This is a genomic window from Martinezella sp. CNPSo 3964 (genome assembly GCF_057784375.1).
Genome location: NZ_JBXSOW010000007.1, coordinates 31,602 through 44,203, shown reverse-complemented (window position 1 = coordinate 44,203; position 12,602 = coordinate 31,602). Strand labels below are relative to the sequence as shown.

The window sequence follows — 12,602 nt, the reverse complement described above, 5'->3', positions numbered from 1 at the left end:
GCCATGACGACGATATTCGGCATCCCCGCCCAGGCGCTTCTCGGTCAATTGCTGATCGGTCTGATCAACGGCTCCTTCTATGCGCTCTTGAGCCTTGGCCTGGCGATCATCTTTGGCATGCTCAGGGTCATTAATTTCGCCCACGGCGCGCTCTATATGCTCGGGGCTTTCACCGCCTATCTGCTGCTTGCCTATGCCGGCATCGGCTATTGGCCGGCCCTGGTTCTTGCGCCGCTGATCGTCGGCCTGTTCGGGGCGCTGGTCGAGCGGCTCTGCCTGCGCCGGCTCTACAAGATCGATCCGCTTTATGGACTGCTCTTCACCTTCGGCATGGCGCTGACCATCGAAGGGACTTTCCGCTATCTCTATGGTTCTTCCGGCCAGCCCTATGCCGTTCCGACGGAATTGGCGGGCGCGAAAAATATCGGCTTCATGTTCCTGCCCGTCTATCGCGGCTGGGTGGTCATCGCCTCGCTGATCGTCTGTATCGGCACCTGGCTGCTGATCGAGAAGACCAAGCTCGGCGCCTACCTGCGTGCAGCGACGGAGAATTCCGTGCTCGTGCAGGTTTTCGGCGTCAACGTGCCGGTGTTGTTGACGCTGACTTACGGCTTCGGCGTGGCGCTTGCCGCCTTTGCCGGCGTGCTCGCCGCGCCGATCTACCAGGTCTCGCCGCTGATGGGCTCGAACATGATCATCATCGTCTTTGCGGTCGTGGTCGTCGGCGGCATGGGTTCGATCATGGGGGCGATCGTGACAGGCTATCTGCTCGGGATTGCCGAGGGCCTCACCAAGGTCTTCTATCCGGAGGCCTCCAATATCGTCATCTTCGTCATCATGGCGATCGTGTTGCTCCTCAGGCCCGCGGGCCTCTTCGGTCGGGAGGCGTGATATGGCTGGATTGATCACCTTGAGTTCCAAGGAGCGTCCGAAGCTTTCCGTGCAGAAGCTGCTTCTGGTGGTCGGTCTCGTCGGCCTGATCTGGGCACCGTTCTTTATCTACCCGATCTTCGTCATGAAGGTGCTCTGCTTTGCGCTCTTCGCCTGCGCCTTCAATCTGTTGCTCGGCTATGCCGGCCTGCTGTCTTTCGGCCACGCCACCTTCTTCGGGGGCGCCGCCTATTTCACGGCGCACGCGGTGAAGGAATGGGGCTTGCCGCCCGAGATCGGCATCCTGATCGGCGTCGCGGGAGCCTCGTTGCTTGGTCTCGTCATAGGCTTCGTCGCCATCCGCCGACAGGGCATCTATTTCGCCATGATTACGCTGGCGCTCTCTTACATGTTCTATTTCTTCTGCCTGCAGGCGGCTTTCACCCATGGCGAAGATGGCATCCAGTCGGTGCCGCGCGGCTACCTCTTCGGCGTCCTCGATCTCAACAACTCCTTCAACATGTATTATTTCGTCCTCGCCGTGTTCCTGATCGGTGTGCTGGTCATCTGGCGTTTCATCAATTCGCCCTTCGGCATGATCCTGAAGTCGATCCGCGAGAACGAGCAGCGGGCGATCTCGCTCGGCTATTCCGTGGCCCGCTACAAGCTCGGCGCCTTCGTTATGTCGGCGGCGCTCGCGGGGCTCGCGGGCGCGGTCAAGGCGCTGGTCTTCCAGTTTGCGACGCTGACGGACGTCGCCTGGCAGATGTCCGGCGAAGTCATTCTCATGACCCTGCTTGGCGGTATCGGCACGCTGATCGGGCCGATCTTCGGCGCGGGCTTCGTGGCGACGCTGGAAAACTATCTCGCAACTTCCGAATTCCCGGTCACCATCATCACCGGCATCGTCTTCATGGTCTGCGTCCTGCTCTTCCGCCGTGGCATCGTCGGCGAATTCTATGCCTCGCGGCTGGGACGGAAGCTGGGGTTCGAATATCGGCGGTGACCCGCTTGATTTTCCTTCTCCCCGTAAGCGGGGAGAAGGTGCCCGAGGGGCGGATGAGGGGCCTGCACGGATTCCAGCGAATACCGAATTTGCCGAGCCTTCCCGCCCCTCATCCTCACCCTAGCCCTCTACCCGCATGCGGAGAGAGGGGACGATAGAGTCTCTTGAATGGATCGCTTCGACTACATCATCATCGGTGCCGGCAGTGCCGGATGCGTGTTGGCCAACCGGCTCTCGGCTGACCGCAACAATAGGGTTTTGCTGCTGGAAGCCGGCGGCAACGACAATTATCACTGGATTCATATCCCTGTCGGCTATCTCTATTGCATCAACAATCCCCGCACCGACTGGTGCTTCACCACCTCGCCGGAAGCGGGCCTGAACGGCCGGTCGCTGAACTATCCGCGCGGCAAGGTGCTCGGCGGCTGCTCCTCCATCAACGGCATGATCTACATGCGCGGCCAGGCGCGTGACTATGATCTCTGGCGTCAGCTCGGTTGCGCCGGCTGGGGCTGGGACGATGTGCTGCCCTATTTCATCAAGTCCGAGGATTACTATCGTGGCAAGGACGAGATGCACGGCGCCGGCGGCGAATGGCGGGTCGAGAAGGCACGTGTCCGTTGGGCCGTGCTCGACGCTTTCCAGGCCGCGGCCAGGGAGGCCGGCATCCCCGAAACGGCGGATTTCAATCGCGGCAACAACGAAGGCTCTGGCTATTTCGACGTCAACCAGCGCTCCGGCATCCGCTGGAACACGACGAAGGCCTTCCTGCGTCCGGCCATGAAGCGCGGCAATCTCACTGTCTACACGAAAGCGCAGGTCCGCCGCCTGATCGTCGAGGACGATGCCGTGACCGGCGTCGAATTCCAGCACGACGGCGTGGCGAAACGCGCCTATGCCACTAGGGAGACCGTCCTCTCGGCCGGCTCCATAGGCTCGCCGCACATTCTCGAACTCTCGGGTATCGGCCATGGCGATGTGCTTGGGAAGGCCGGCATCGAGGTGGTGCGCGAGGTTCGGTCGGTCGGCGAAAACCTGCAAGATCATCTGCAGCTTCGTCTTGCCTACAAAGTGACCGGCGTTCCCACACTGAACGAGAAGGCGACGAGCCTCATCGGCAAGGCGGCGATCGGCCTCGAATATCTGGTGCGCCGCTCCGGCCCGATGGCGATGGCGCCGAGCCAGCTCGGCATATTCACCCGCTCCGGCCCGGACAAGGAAACGCCGGATCTGCAATATCATGTGCAGCCGGTTTCGCTCGACAAGTTCGGCGACCCCGTCCATCCCTTTCCGGCGATCACGGCCAGCGTCTGCAATCTGCGGCCTGAAAGCCGTGGCTCTGTGCATGTGCGCAGCCCGGATTTCGCCCTGCAGCCGGCCATCAGTCCGAACTATCTTTCGGCGCATCGTGACCGGGAGATCGCAGTGCGCTCCATTCGCCTGACGCGGCGGATCGTGGCGCAACCTTCTTTCGCCCGGTTCCACCCCGAGGAATTCAAGCCCGGATCTGCCTATGAGACGGATGCGGATCTGGAGCGCGCCGCCGGCGACATAGGCACGACGATTTTCCACCCGGTCGGCACATGCCGCATGGGTGGCGACGCGCAAAGCGTCGTCGATCCCCGGCTGCGGCTACGGGCATTGGCACGGCTGCGTATCGCCGACGCTTCCGTCATGCCGTCGATCACATCGGGCAACACCAACTCGCCAACCATCATGATCGCCGAAAAGGCAGCCGAGATGATCCTTGCCGACAACAGATGAATCTCTGAGGATTGATGGCAGCAAGGACAGGAGATTTGCATGGATAGCACGGACGAAGTCATCATCGAGCGGCGCGGATCGGCCGGGATCATCAGGCTCAATCGCCCCAAGGCGCTGAACAGCCTGACATTGCCGATGGTGCGGGTGATCGCTCCGGCGCTGGAGGATTTTGCCGCAGACCCGGCGATCGCAAGTGTCATCGTCATGGGCGAGGGCGAGCGTGGCTTCTGCGCGGGCGGCGATATCCGCCTGCTGCACCGGAGCGGCAAGGAAGGCACCAAAGAAGCCGAAACCTTCTGGCGCGAGGAGTTTCTGCTCAACTATGCCATCTCTCGCTACCCGAAACCCTATGTGGTGCTGATGGACGGCATCACCATGGGCGGCGGCGTCGGCCTCTCGGCCCATGGCAGCCATCGCGTCGTCACCGAGCGCACCCGCCTTGCCATGCCCGAAACAGGCATCGGCTATTTCCCGGATGTCGGCGCCACCTGGCTTTTGCCGCGCGCACCGGGCGAAGCCGGCACCTGGATGGGCCTGACCGGCCAGACTGTCGAGGCGGCTGACGTTATCCATGCAGGTTTCGCCGATCATTGTGTCGCATCCTCCACGTTGCCGGCTCTCATAGATGCGATAGCAGGGCTACCCGCTAATATCTCCGCCGTAGAGGTACATGCCCTCATCAGAACGATGGCGGCGGATGCCGGCGAAAGCCGGCTTGCGACAAACCGCGAAGTGGTCGATCGGGCGTTTTCCGCAGATACGGTGGAGCAGATTCTAAAGGCATTGGCCGATGAGCCGGGAGAATTTGCCGCCGAAGCCGCCGGCGTGATCGCCAGCCGCTCGCCGACCAGCCTGAAACTGACCCTGCGGCTGCTGAGGGCAGGGAGGGCGAGCGCCAATCTCGCCGAATGCCTCGATCGTGAACTCGGCGCCTGCAAGGGCATATTGTATAATCACGATTTCTACGAAGGCGTGCGTGCCGCTGTCATCGACAAGGATCGCAATCCGAAATGGTCGCCGGCCAGTCTTTCCGAGGTGACCGCCGCCGATATCGACCGCTTCTTCGTGCCGGCGCTGCCGCCGCTTTTTGCGAGCTAGACGGGTTCCGCTCATCACCGAGTTTCTGAACCGCTCTATCTCGCTACTTTAGGCAATTCCGGAATGGAGGGCAGATCTGTCTCTTTTTCCGGAGTTGCTTCAACCGATCATGGGAGGAAAACATCATGACACGGATCGCATTCATCGGCCTCGGCAATATGGGAGGCCCGATGGCGGCCAATCTCGTCAAGGCGGGCCATGCCGTCACCGGGTTCGACCTCTCGCATGATGTGCTGAAGGCAGCCGAAGCGGCGGGCGTGAAAGCCGCCAGCGTGCTGACCGAGGCCCTGGCCGATGCGGAAGTGGTCGTGACCATGCTGCCGAAAGGCCAGCATGTCCTCACCGTCTGGACCGACGTGCTGCGCTCGGTGCCCAAGGGAACCCTGCTGATCGACAGCTCCACCATCGATGTCGACAGCGCCCGCAAGGCCCACGCCATGGCAGGCGATGCCGGCTGCCTTTCGCTCGATGCGCCTGTTTCCGGCGGCACGGGTGGTGCTGCGGCGGGAACGCTGACCTTCATGGCCGGCGGCTCCAAGGAGAGCTTTGCGGCCGCCAAGCCGCTGCTCGAAATGATGGGCAAGAAGATCGTCCATTGCGGCGATGCCGGCGCCGGCCAGGCCGCAAAGATTTGCAACAACATGATCCTCGGCATTTCCATGATCGGCGTCTGCGAGGCCTTCGTGCTCGCCGAAAAGCTCGGCCTCTCGCACCAGGCCCTGTTCGACGTCGCCTCCACCTCGTCTGGCCAGTGCTGGTCGATCAATACCTATTGCCCCGTGCCCGGCCCCGTGCCGACCTCGCCCGCCAACAACGACTATAAGCCCGGTTTTGCGGCTGCCTTGATGCTGAAGGATTTGCGGCTGTCGCAGGAAGCGGCACTCTCCAGCGGTGCATCGACACCTCTGGGTGCGGAAGCGGCACAGCTCTATGCGCTCTTCGAAAAGCTCGGCAACGGCGGCCGCGATTTTTCGGCGATCATCGAGATGTTTCGCGAGGCGAAGTGAGGGTTGCTGGAGAATTGGTCGGGTGTGGGTTTGCCCCTCACCCCGACCCTCTCCCCGCATGCGGGGAGAGGGGGGAGTTGTGCCCCATACAGCTCTCGATGGTTGAGGACGCTGCGGTTTGGCGCGGTCGTCCCCTCTCCCCGTTCACGGGGAGAGGGCTAGGGTGAGGGGTCAGGCACAAAGAGGCGGCGTCGACGGACGTGCCTGACTTGCCGATCTCAATCGCTGGAACTCACCGCCACATGCCGCGCATGCGCGCCCCGACATCGACCCTTACCTCTCGTGCCCGAATGGCGGCTGCGCTTTCGGCGCGCGCCTGCGGCCAGCCGCAAACCTCGAAGAACTGCAGCAGTGTCGCGGGAATGAAGCGGGTTCGCGAGGCAAAGACGTGTTTGTCGCCCTGCGCATGCTGCCCGTGCACGAAGAAGCGTTGCGGGGTGACGAGATCGAGATTGTCCTTTGCCCGCGTCATGGCGACATAGAGCAGTCGACGCTCTTCCTCGATCTCTGCGGATGATCCGACGGCAAGGTCGGCGGGGATGCAGCCGTCGACGGCGTTGAGGATGAAGACTTTCGTCCATTCCTGCCCCTTGGCGGAGTGGATGGTCGAGAGGATCAGGTAGTCCTCATCGAGCAGCGGCACGCCGGCCTGATCGCTGGTGGCGTCAGGCGGATCGAGCGTCAATTCGGTGAGGAAGCGCTCGCGCGAGCCATAACCGGCGGCAATCTGTTCGAGCTGAACGAGATCTGCCTGGCGCGTCGCCGCATCCTCATGGGCACGCTCCAGATGCGGCTCGTACCATTGGCGGACCAGACCGATTTCCGCCGGCCAGCCGGCCTTGCCGCTTTTGACCTCCCGCATCGTCTCGACGAAGGCGGTCCAGTCGCCTCCGGTGCGGGGTGGCGGCGGCAGTTCCGTCAGCGCCGTGATCGGGCTCGCCTCTTCGGCGATCTGGTCAAGCACGCGCTGCGCCGTCGAGGGGCCGACGCCGGGCAGAAGCTGCATCAGGCGAAAACCCGCCACGCGGTCGCGCGGGTTTTGGGCAAAGCGCAGCGCCGCCAGCATGTCCTTGACATGGGCGCTGTCGAGAAACTTCAGCCCGCCGAACTTGACGAAGGGAATGTTGCGCCGGGTGAGCTCCACTTCCAGCGGGCCGCTATGGCTCGAGGTGCGAAAGAGCACGGCTTGCTGTTTCAGCCTTGCGCCGCCCTCGCGATTTTCCAGCACCTGATCGGCGATGTAGCGCGCCTGATCGGCCTCGTCGCGCACTGTCACCAGCCGTGGGCGCTCGGTGCTCTGCCGCTCTGTGCGCAGGTTCTTGGTGAAACGCTCCGAGGCAAGATCGATCACGGCATTGGCGGCGGCAAGGATCGGCTGTGTCGAGCGATAGTTGCGGTCGAGCGTGACGATATCGGCCGAGGGCGTGAAGGCCTTGGGGAAGTCGAGGATGTTGCGCACGGTCGCCGCGCGGAAGGAATAGATCGACTGCGCATCGTCGCCGACGACGGTCAAGCCTCGGCCATCCGGCTTCAGGGCAAGCAGGATGGAGGACTGCAGCCGGTTGGTGTCCTGATATTCGTCGACCAGCACATGATCGAAGCGGCTGCCGATATCCTCGGCGATCAGCTGCTCCTGCAGCATATGCGCCCAGTAGAGCAGCAGGTCGTCGTAGTCGAGCACGTTCTGCATCTGCTTCGCCTCGACATAAGAAGCGAAAAGATCGCGTAACTGCTGCTCCCACATGGCGCACCAGGGAAAGAAGTCGCGCAGCACGCCGTCGAGCGGCGCTTCGGCATTGACGGAGCGCGAGTAGATCGCAAGGCATGTCGCCTTCGTCGGGAAGCGGTTCTCGGTCTTGGAAAAGCCGAGGTCGTGGCGCGCCAGATTCATCAGGTCGGCGCTGTCTTCGCGGTCGTGGATCGTGAAGGCCGGGTCAATGCCGATCTGTTCTGCGTAATCCCGCAGCAGGCGTGCGCCGATGCCGTGGAACGTGCCGCTCCAGGCAAGTGCATCGGCGGTGATGCCGGCATTCGCTCCCAGTACCTCGCGGCAGATCCGTTCGACACGGCGCCCCATCTCGGCGGCGGCGCGACGGGAGAAGGTCATCAGCAGGATGCGGCGCGGATCGGCGCCTCTAACAATTAGATGCGCAACGCGATGAGCGAGCGTATTTGTCTTGCCGGACCCAGCTCCGGCAATGACAAGCAGCGGACCGGCGATATGACTGTCGCCCGCAGTCGTGCCATGCTCCACCGCCAGCCGTTGCTCCGGGTTCAGCTTTTCCAGATAGGCGGCGGTCATCAACTCTCCTGGATGCCTCGGGCAGGGAATGTGAGCGCATAATGCGCGGCGAATCGCAGTTGCGAAACCATATGGGCGTTCTATGGATGTTCCGAATCGGTAAAGCCTGTCAAGATTGGCGCGACCTGCACGCAGATGTGACCTTTTCTGCAAGAATCTTATTCTGATTTTGGCGGATGCGGCTCGAAAAGGACTTTCTTCGTGCTTATGTATCGTTTTGGCGCGGCAATTTGAGTTTTTGGAGTTTCGCAGTGCGTAGAGTGAAGGTTTCAGAACATGAACGAAACGATTGCCACTGGCCTGCGTCTGCCTAGCGGACTGGTGGCTTTGCCAGACGGGCGCCTTGCGCTCGTCGAAATGGATGCCAGTCGCCGTTATCTGAAGCTCTATGATGCGGGCGGCGCGTCCCGAGAAGTTTGCCGGCTTGGCGGCACTCCGAGTGGTATCGCCGCCGATGGCGACGGATGTTTCTGGATAGCCGGCGGACCGGAAGATTCTCTCGTGAGGCTTTCGCCGCAGGGGCGGGTCTTGCAAGTAATAGAGGGCAGTGCGGACGGTCCGTTTCTCCATCCGAACGCTCTCGCCTTCGGGCCGGATGGCCTGCTCTACATGACCGATTCCGGTTTCCGCCTGGCGGATCTGCTGGAAGGCGGCGATATCCATCCCGATTTCTTCAAGGCTGCCTATAATGGCTGTGTCTATCAGATCGATCCGGCAGAGGGCCGGGTCATTCGTGTCCTGGCCGCCGGTCTGCTCCTTGCTGGCGGCATCGCATTCGATGCCGGTGGATTGCTCTACTACAGTGAGACGCTGACGGGAAAAATCTATCGGCAGATCGTCGGCGGGCGGCAGGAAATGTTTGCGCGCTCGATGACATCGCCAGCCATAAACGCGCTGCGCGGACCATCCGGTTTGGCCTTTGACCGCAGCGGCATGCTCTATTGCGCCATGTATGGCCTCGGTGAAATCTGCCTGATCGACACCGAGGGCAAGATGGCCGGCCATATCCGCACCGATGGCGCACGGCCAGGAAACATCGCCTTTACCGCCGATGGAAAGCACTTGCTCGTTGCCGAGCAGGAAAAGGGTGTTGTGGAAAAGATAACGGCGCCGCGCCCAGGCCTGCCGTTGCATATGCCGACCATATCCTAAAGCATGTCGCGCAAAAGTGTGCAGCGGTTTTGCGATGACGACATGCGCAAAATCAAAGACCTAAAGCGCGAAAAGCGAATCTGAAAGATCGCGACGCGCTTTGAGTCGCTTTGCGACCCGACGAATCCGCGTCTCGGCGCCTATCTCGCAAAACCGCTATATGCTTTGTTCGGCTGGCGGACATGCCCGGCCTCCGGGCATGTCTTTTTCGAATGTTTACCGCTTATTCGGCTGCAGGAATCTGCTTGTCCTTGCTGGACTTGTCGTCCGCCGACTTCGCATCGTTGGCGGCCGGCTTGGCATGGCGGCGACGCCAGTCGCCGAGGAACAGCAGGATCGGCGCGGCGATAAAGACCGACGAGGCGCCAGCGACGAGGATGCCGAACACCATCGGGATCGCGAAGCTGGAGACGGCGCTGCCGCCCCAGATCGCCATCGGCACCAGCGCCAGGAAGGCGGTGGCGTTGGTGTAGAGGCTTCGCGCCAGGGTCTCGTTGATCGACTTGTCGATGATCTCTCGCAGGGGCATCGACTTGTAGAGCCGCATGTTTTCACGCATGCGGTCATAGACCACGACCTTGTCGTTCACCGAATATCCCACAAGCGTCAGGATCGCGGCGATAGCCGTCAGGTTGAAATCCAGGCCGGTGATCGCAAAGAAGCCGATCGCCTTGGTGACGTCGAGTACCAGAGTGACGATGGCGCCGACCGCGAACGGCCATTCGAACCGCACCCAGATGTAGACGAGCATCGCCAGGCTGGCGATCACGACCGACAGGATGCCGGCCCAGGCAAGCTCACCCGAGACCTTCGGACCGATGACATCGGTGCCCTCGATGGTTGCGCTTGGGTCGATCTTGACGATCTCTGCCTTGAGCTTCGTCACGGCGGCCGTCTGCGCCTCTTCGCCGCCGTCCTGGCGCTGCGCGCGGACAAGGAGGCTGTTGTTGTCGCCGAAGGACTGCAGTGCGATTTCGCCGAGGCCGAGCGTGTTCAGGCCCTCGCGGAACGTCGCTAGGTCGGCCGCATCCTTGGTCTTGACCGACATCTGGATGCCGCCGCGGAAATCGACGCCGTAGTTGAGGCCCGGATGGATGAACAGGACCACCGAGGCAATCGACAGGATCGCCGAGACGGTGATGCCAAAGAAGCGGGCCTTCATGAACTGGATGTGCTTGTCATAGGGGCTGAAGGGAATCAGCGGCCTGATGTTGATCACCTTCAGCTTGCGGCGGCGGGTGATGGCGATCATCACGACGCGCACGAAGGCGACGGAGGTGAACATCGAGATAATGAGGCCGAGACCCATAGTCACGGCAAAGCCGCGAACCGGGCCGGAGCCGAAGTAGAACAGGATGGCGGCGGCGATCAGGGCCGTCATGTTGCCGTCGATAATCGTCGAATAAGCCTTCTTGAAGCCGTTATCGATGGCGGCGAAGGCGCCGCGGCCCTTGCGGGTTTCTTCGCGGATGCGCTCGTTGATGAGAACGTTGGCATCAACCGCAAGGCCGATACCGAGGACGACACCGGCGATGCCGGGCAGCGTCAGCGTGGCGCCGACCAGCGTCAGGGCCGAGAAGGTCAGGACCGTGTGGATGAGCAGTGCGACATTCGCGAGGATACCCCAGGCGCCGTAGAGTACGAAGATGAAGGCGGCAACCAGGACGAAGCCGATCAGGCCGCTGTAGATACCCTTCTGGATCGCGTCGCTGCCGAGGTCGGCGCCGACGGTGCGCTCTTCGATGACGGTGAGCTTGGCCGGCAGAGCGCCGGCGCGCAGCAGCGCTGCAAGCGTGGTGGCGCTGTCGGCGGTGAAGTTGCCGGAGATCTGGCCCGAACCGCCGGTGATCGGCTCGCGGATGTTCGGCGCGCTCAGAACCTTGTTGTCGAGGACGATGGCAAAGGGCTTGCCGACGTTTTCGCGGGTGATTTCAGCAAAGCGGTTGGCACCCGCGCTGTCGAAGCGGAAGGTGACGAGCGGCTCATGCGTATTCGGATCGAAGCTGACGCGAGCGTCCGTCAGACGGTCGCCGGACAGTTCGATGCGGTCGAGAACTGGATAGCTGTTGCCCTGCTCGTCCTTGAGGATGGTGACGCCGGGGCCGGGATTGTTCGGATCGACGTTGTCAGCGAGCAGGTGGAAGGACATCTTCGCGGTCGAGCCGAGAAGTTCGCGCAGGTGCGACGGGTCCTGTGCACCCGGAAGCTGGACGAGAACGCGGTTCGGTCCGACGCGCTGGATGGTCGGCTCGGCGACGCCCACCTGGTCGACGCGCTTGCGGATGACTTCAAGGCTCTGCTGGACGGCGGAATCGACGTTGGCCGAAATGCCTGCCTGCGAGAAGGACATGGCGATCGTTGCGCCATTCGGCTTGATGGTGAGATCGGACTGGCCGGCCGAGAGACCCGACGTGATCGTGTTGGCCAGCGTCTGCAGCTGCGTCACCGCGTCACCGCTCTGCGAGGCATCGTTGAGCGTCACGACGATCTGGTCGCCGTTGCGGACGACCGAGCGGGTCTGAATGTTCTTGTCGCGCAGCACGCGACGTGCGTCCTGCTGCAGCGATTGCAGCCGGCCGTTCGTCAGGTCCTTCTCGTCGACTTCGAGGACGAGATAGGAGCCGCCGCGAAGGTCGAGGCCGAGAGACACCTGGCTATGCGGCAGCCAGGACGGGATTTTGCTCAGAACCGACGGCGACAGCGCATTCGGCAGAGCGATCAGAAAGCCGATGACGATGATCACTGTATAGAGTGTCACGAGCCATGGTGAGGTACGCATGGGTATTATCCTTGAAAATAGGCTTGTGCCGACGGTCTGGCCGCAGGCGGACTTGAGGTCTGGTCGGAAATGCGGCGCGTCTGCGCCAACCGCTTAGGCGAGCACGCCTGGAGGCGCGCGTGCGAGATAGGCGCGGAAAGCGAGAGATTCGAGCCGCGCTGCATTGTCTGGGTGACTCGGCTGCCAGGGCGTTGCCGGATATCCGAGAGAGGGAAGGGCGGCAAGCGTTGCAGGCCCCATGTCGTGCCACGTGGCCTTGGGTGTCGCCAGACGATCAACGACGACGATGCCGCGCACCGGATCGCGCAGCGAAAGATAGAGCGGCTGGCTGTCCTTGCCCGAGGCGAGTGCGTCCGCATCGGCACGCGTGGCAACATTGATGCCGCCGCCGAGCGCCAGTCCGATATAGGCGAAGAACGCGACGAACAGCGAGGCGATCACGCGCGCTCCGGCGCGGTGCGTCTTGTTGTCTTTATCTTCGCTGTCGGCAGCGCCGAATTCGAACGGGTTCAACGGTCGAAAATGCCTTTATTCCTCTGCCGGCGCGAACGCCGATGGTTCGGTTATGATATCAGCAGGCCTTGCGTCTTCCCACTGCATAATTCCTTAGATCGATGTCGATTT

General features: G+C 62.1%; 9 protein-coding genes. 6 read left to right on the top strand and 3 right to left on the bottom strand.

Translation table 11 applies throughout. The annotated features are described in order from the left end of the window. Positions 1–3: 3 nt before the first annotated feature. The 5 genes from AC13Q5_RS21250 to mmsB all read left to right on the top strand — a co-directional run bounded on the left by AC13Q5_RS21250 (position 4) and on the right by mmsB (position 5,745). Positions 4–891 (top strand): branched-chain amino acid ABC transporter permease, encoded by an 888-nt coding sequence (locus AC13Q5_RS21250; protein ID WP_488503052.1) that lies wholly within the window; start codon positions 4–6, stop codon positions 889–891. 1 nt (position 892) lies between these two features. Next, positions 893–1,876: a branched-chain amino acid ABC transporter permease gene (locus AC13Q5_RS21245; protein ID WP_488503051.1), complete on the top strand. Its 984-nt coding sequence runs from the start codon at positions 893–895 to the stop codon at positions 1,874–1,876. 168 nt (positions 1,877–2,044) lie between these two features. After that, complete coding sequence (locus AC13Q5_RS21240; protein ID WP_488503050.1) at positions 2,045–3,640, top strand: GMC family oxidoreductase; 1,596 nt, start codon at positions 2,045–2,047, stop codon at positions 3,638–3,640. A 39-nt stretch (positions 3,641–3,679) separates the two neighbouring features. After that, the gene (locus AC13Q5_RS21235) at positions 3,680–4,738 is read left to right on the top strand and encodes an enoyl-CoA hydratase/isomerase family protein (RefSeq protein WP_488503049.1); all 1,059 of its coding nucleotides are present in this window, start codon (positions 3,680–3,682) and stop codon (positions 4,736–4,738) included. A 125-nt stretch (positions 4,739–4,863) separates the two neighbouring features. Next, positions 4,864–5,745, top strand: coding sequence for a 3-hydroxyisobutyrate dehydrogenase (gene mmsB, locus AC13Q5_RS21230; protein ID WP_488503048.1), 882 nt, complete (start codon positions 4,864–4,866; stop codon positions 5,743–5,745). Between the two features lie 232 nt (positions 5,746–5,977). Here mmsB and AC13Q5_RS21225 read toward each other — a convergent pair whose 3' ends face one another. Then, complete coding sequence (locus AC13Q5_RS21225) at positions 5,978–8,047, bottom strand: ATP-dependent helicase (protein WP_488503047.1); 2,070 nt, start codon at positions 8,045–8,047, stop codon at positions 5,978–5,980. 276 nt (positions 8,048–8,323) lie between these two features. Here AC13Q5_RS21225 and AC13Q5_RS21220 point away from each other — a divergent pair, with 276 nt between their 5' ends. Further along, positions 8,324–9,199, top strand: coding sequence for an SMP-30/gluconolactonase/LRE family protein (locus AC13Q5_RS21220; protein ID WP_488503046.1), 876 nt, complete (start codon positions 8,324–8,326; stop codon positions 9,197–9,199). 223 nt (positions 9,200–9,422) lie between these two features. Here AC13Q5_RS21220 and secD read toward each other — a convergent pair whose 3' ends face one another. Together secD and AC13Q5_RS21210 are read right to left on the bottom strand one after the other, a co-directional pair. Next, complete coding sequence (gene secD / locus AC13Q5_RS21215) at positions 9,423–11,978, bottom strand: protein translocase subunit SecD (RefSeq protein ID WP_075855231.1); 2,556 nt, start codon at positions 11,976–11,978, stop codon at positions 9,423–9,425. Between the two features lie 93 nt (positions 11,979–12,071). Next, positions 12,072–12,491, bottom strand: a complete 420-nt coding sequence (locus AC13Q5_RS21210; RefSeq protein ID WP_488503045.1) for a hypothetical protein — start codon at positions 12,489–12,491, stop codon at positions 12,072–12,074. Between the last annotated feature and the right edge of the window lie 111 nt (positions 12,492–12,602).

Excerpts from the sequence above, each read along its gene's own strand:
- secD (WP_075855231.1), bottom strand. The coding sequence starts at position 11,978 with ATGCGTACCTCACCATGGCTCGTGACACTCTATACAGTGATCATCGTC.
- AC13Q5_RS21225 (WP_488503047.1), bottom strand. The coding sequence starts at position 8,047 with ATGACCGCCGCCTATCTGGAAAAGCTGAACCCGGAGCAACGGCTGGCG.
- AC13Q5_RS21240 (WP_488503050.1), top strand. The coding sequence starts at position 2,045 with ATGGATCGCTTCGACTACATCATCATCGGTGCCGGCAGTGCCGGATGC.
- AC13Q5_RS21235 (WP_488503049.1), top strand. The coding sequence starts at position 3,680 with ATGGATAGCACGGACGAAGTCATCATCGAGCGGCGCGGATCGGCCGGG.
- mmsB (WP_488503048.1), top strand. The coding sequence starts at position 4,864 with ATGACACGGATCGCATTCATCGGCCTCGGCAATATGGGAGGCCCGATG.
- AC13Q5_RS21245 (WP_488503051.1), top strand. The coding sequence starts at position 893 with ATGGCTGGATTGATCACCTTGAGTTCCAAGGAGCGTCCGAAGCTTTCC.
- AC13Q5_RS21250 (WP_488503052.1), top strand. The coding sequence starts at position 4 with ATGACGACGATATTCGGCATCCCCGCCCAGGCGCTTCTCGGTCAATTG.
- AC13Q5_RS21220 (WP_488503046.1), top strand. The coding sequence starts at position 8,324 with ATGAACGAAACGATTGCCACTGGCCTGCGTCTGCCTAGCGGACTGGTG.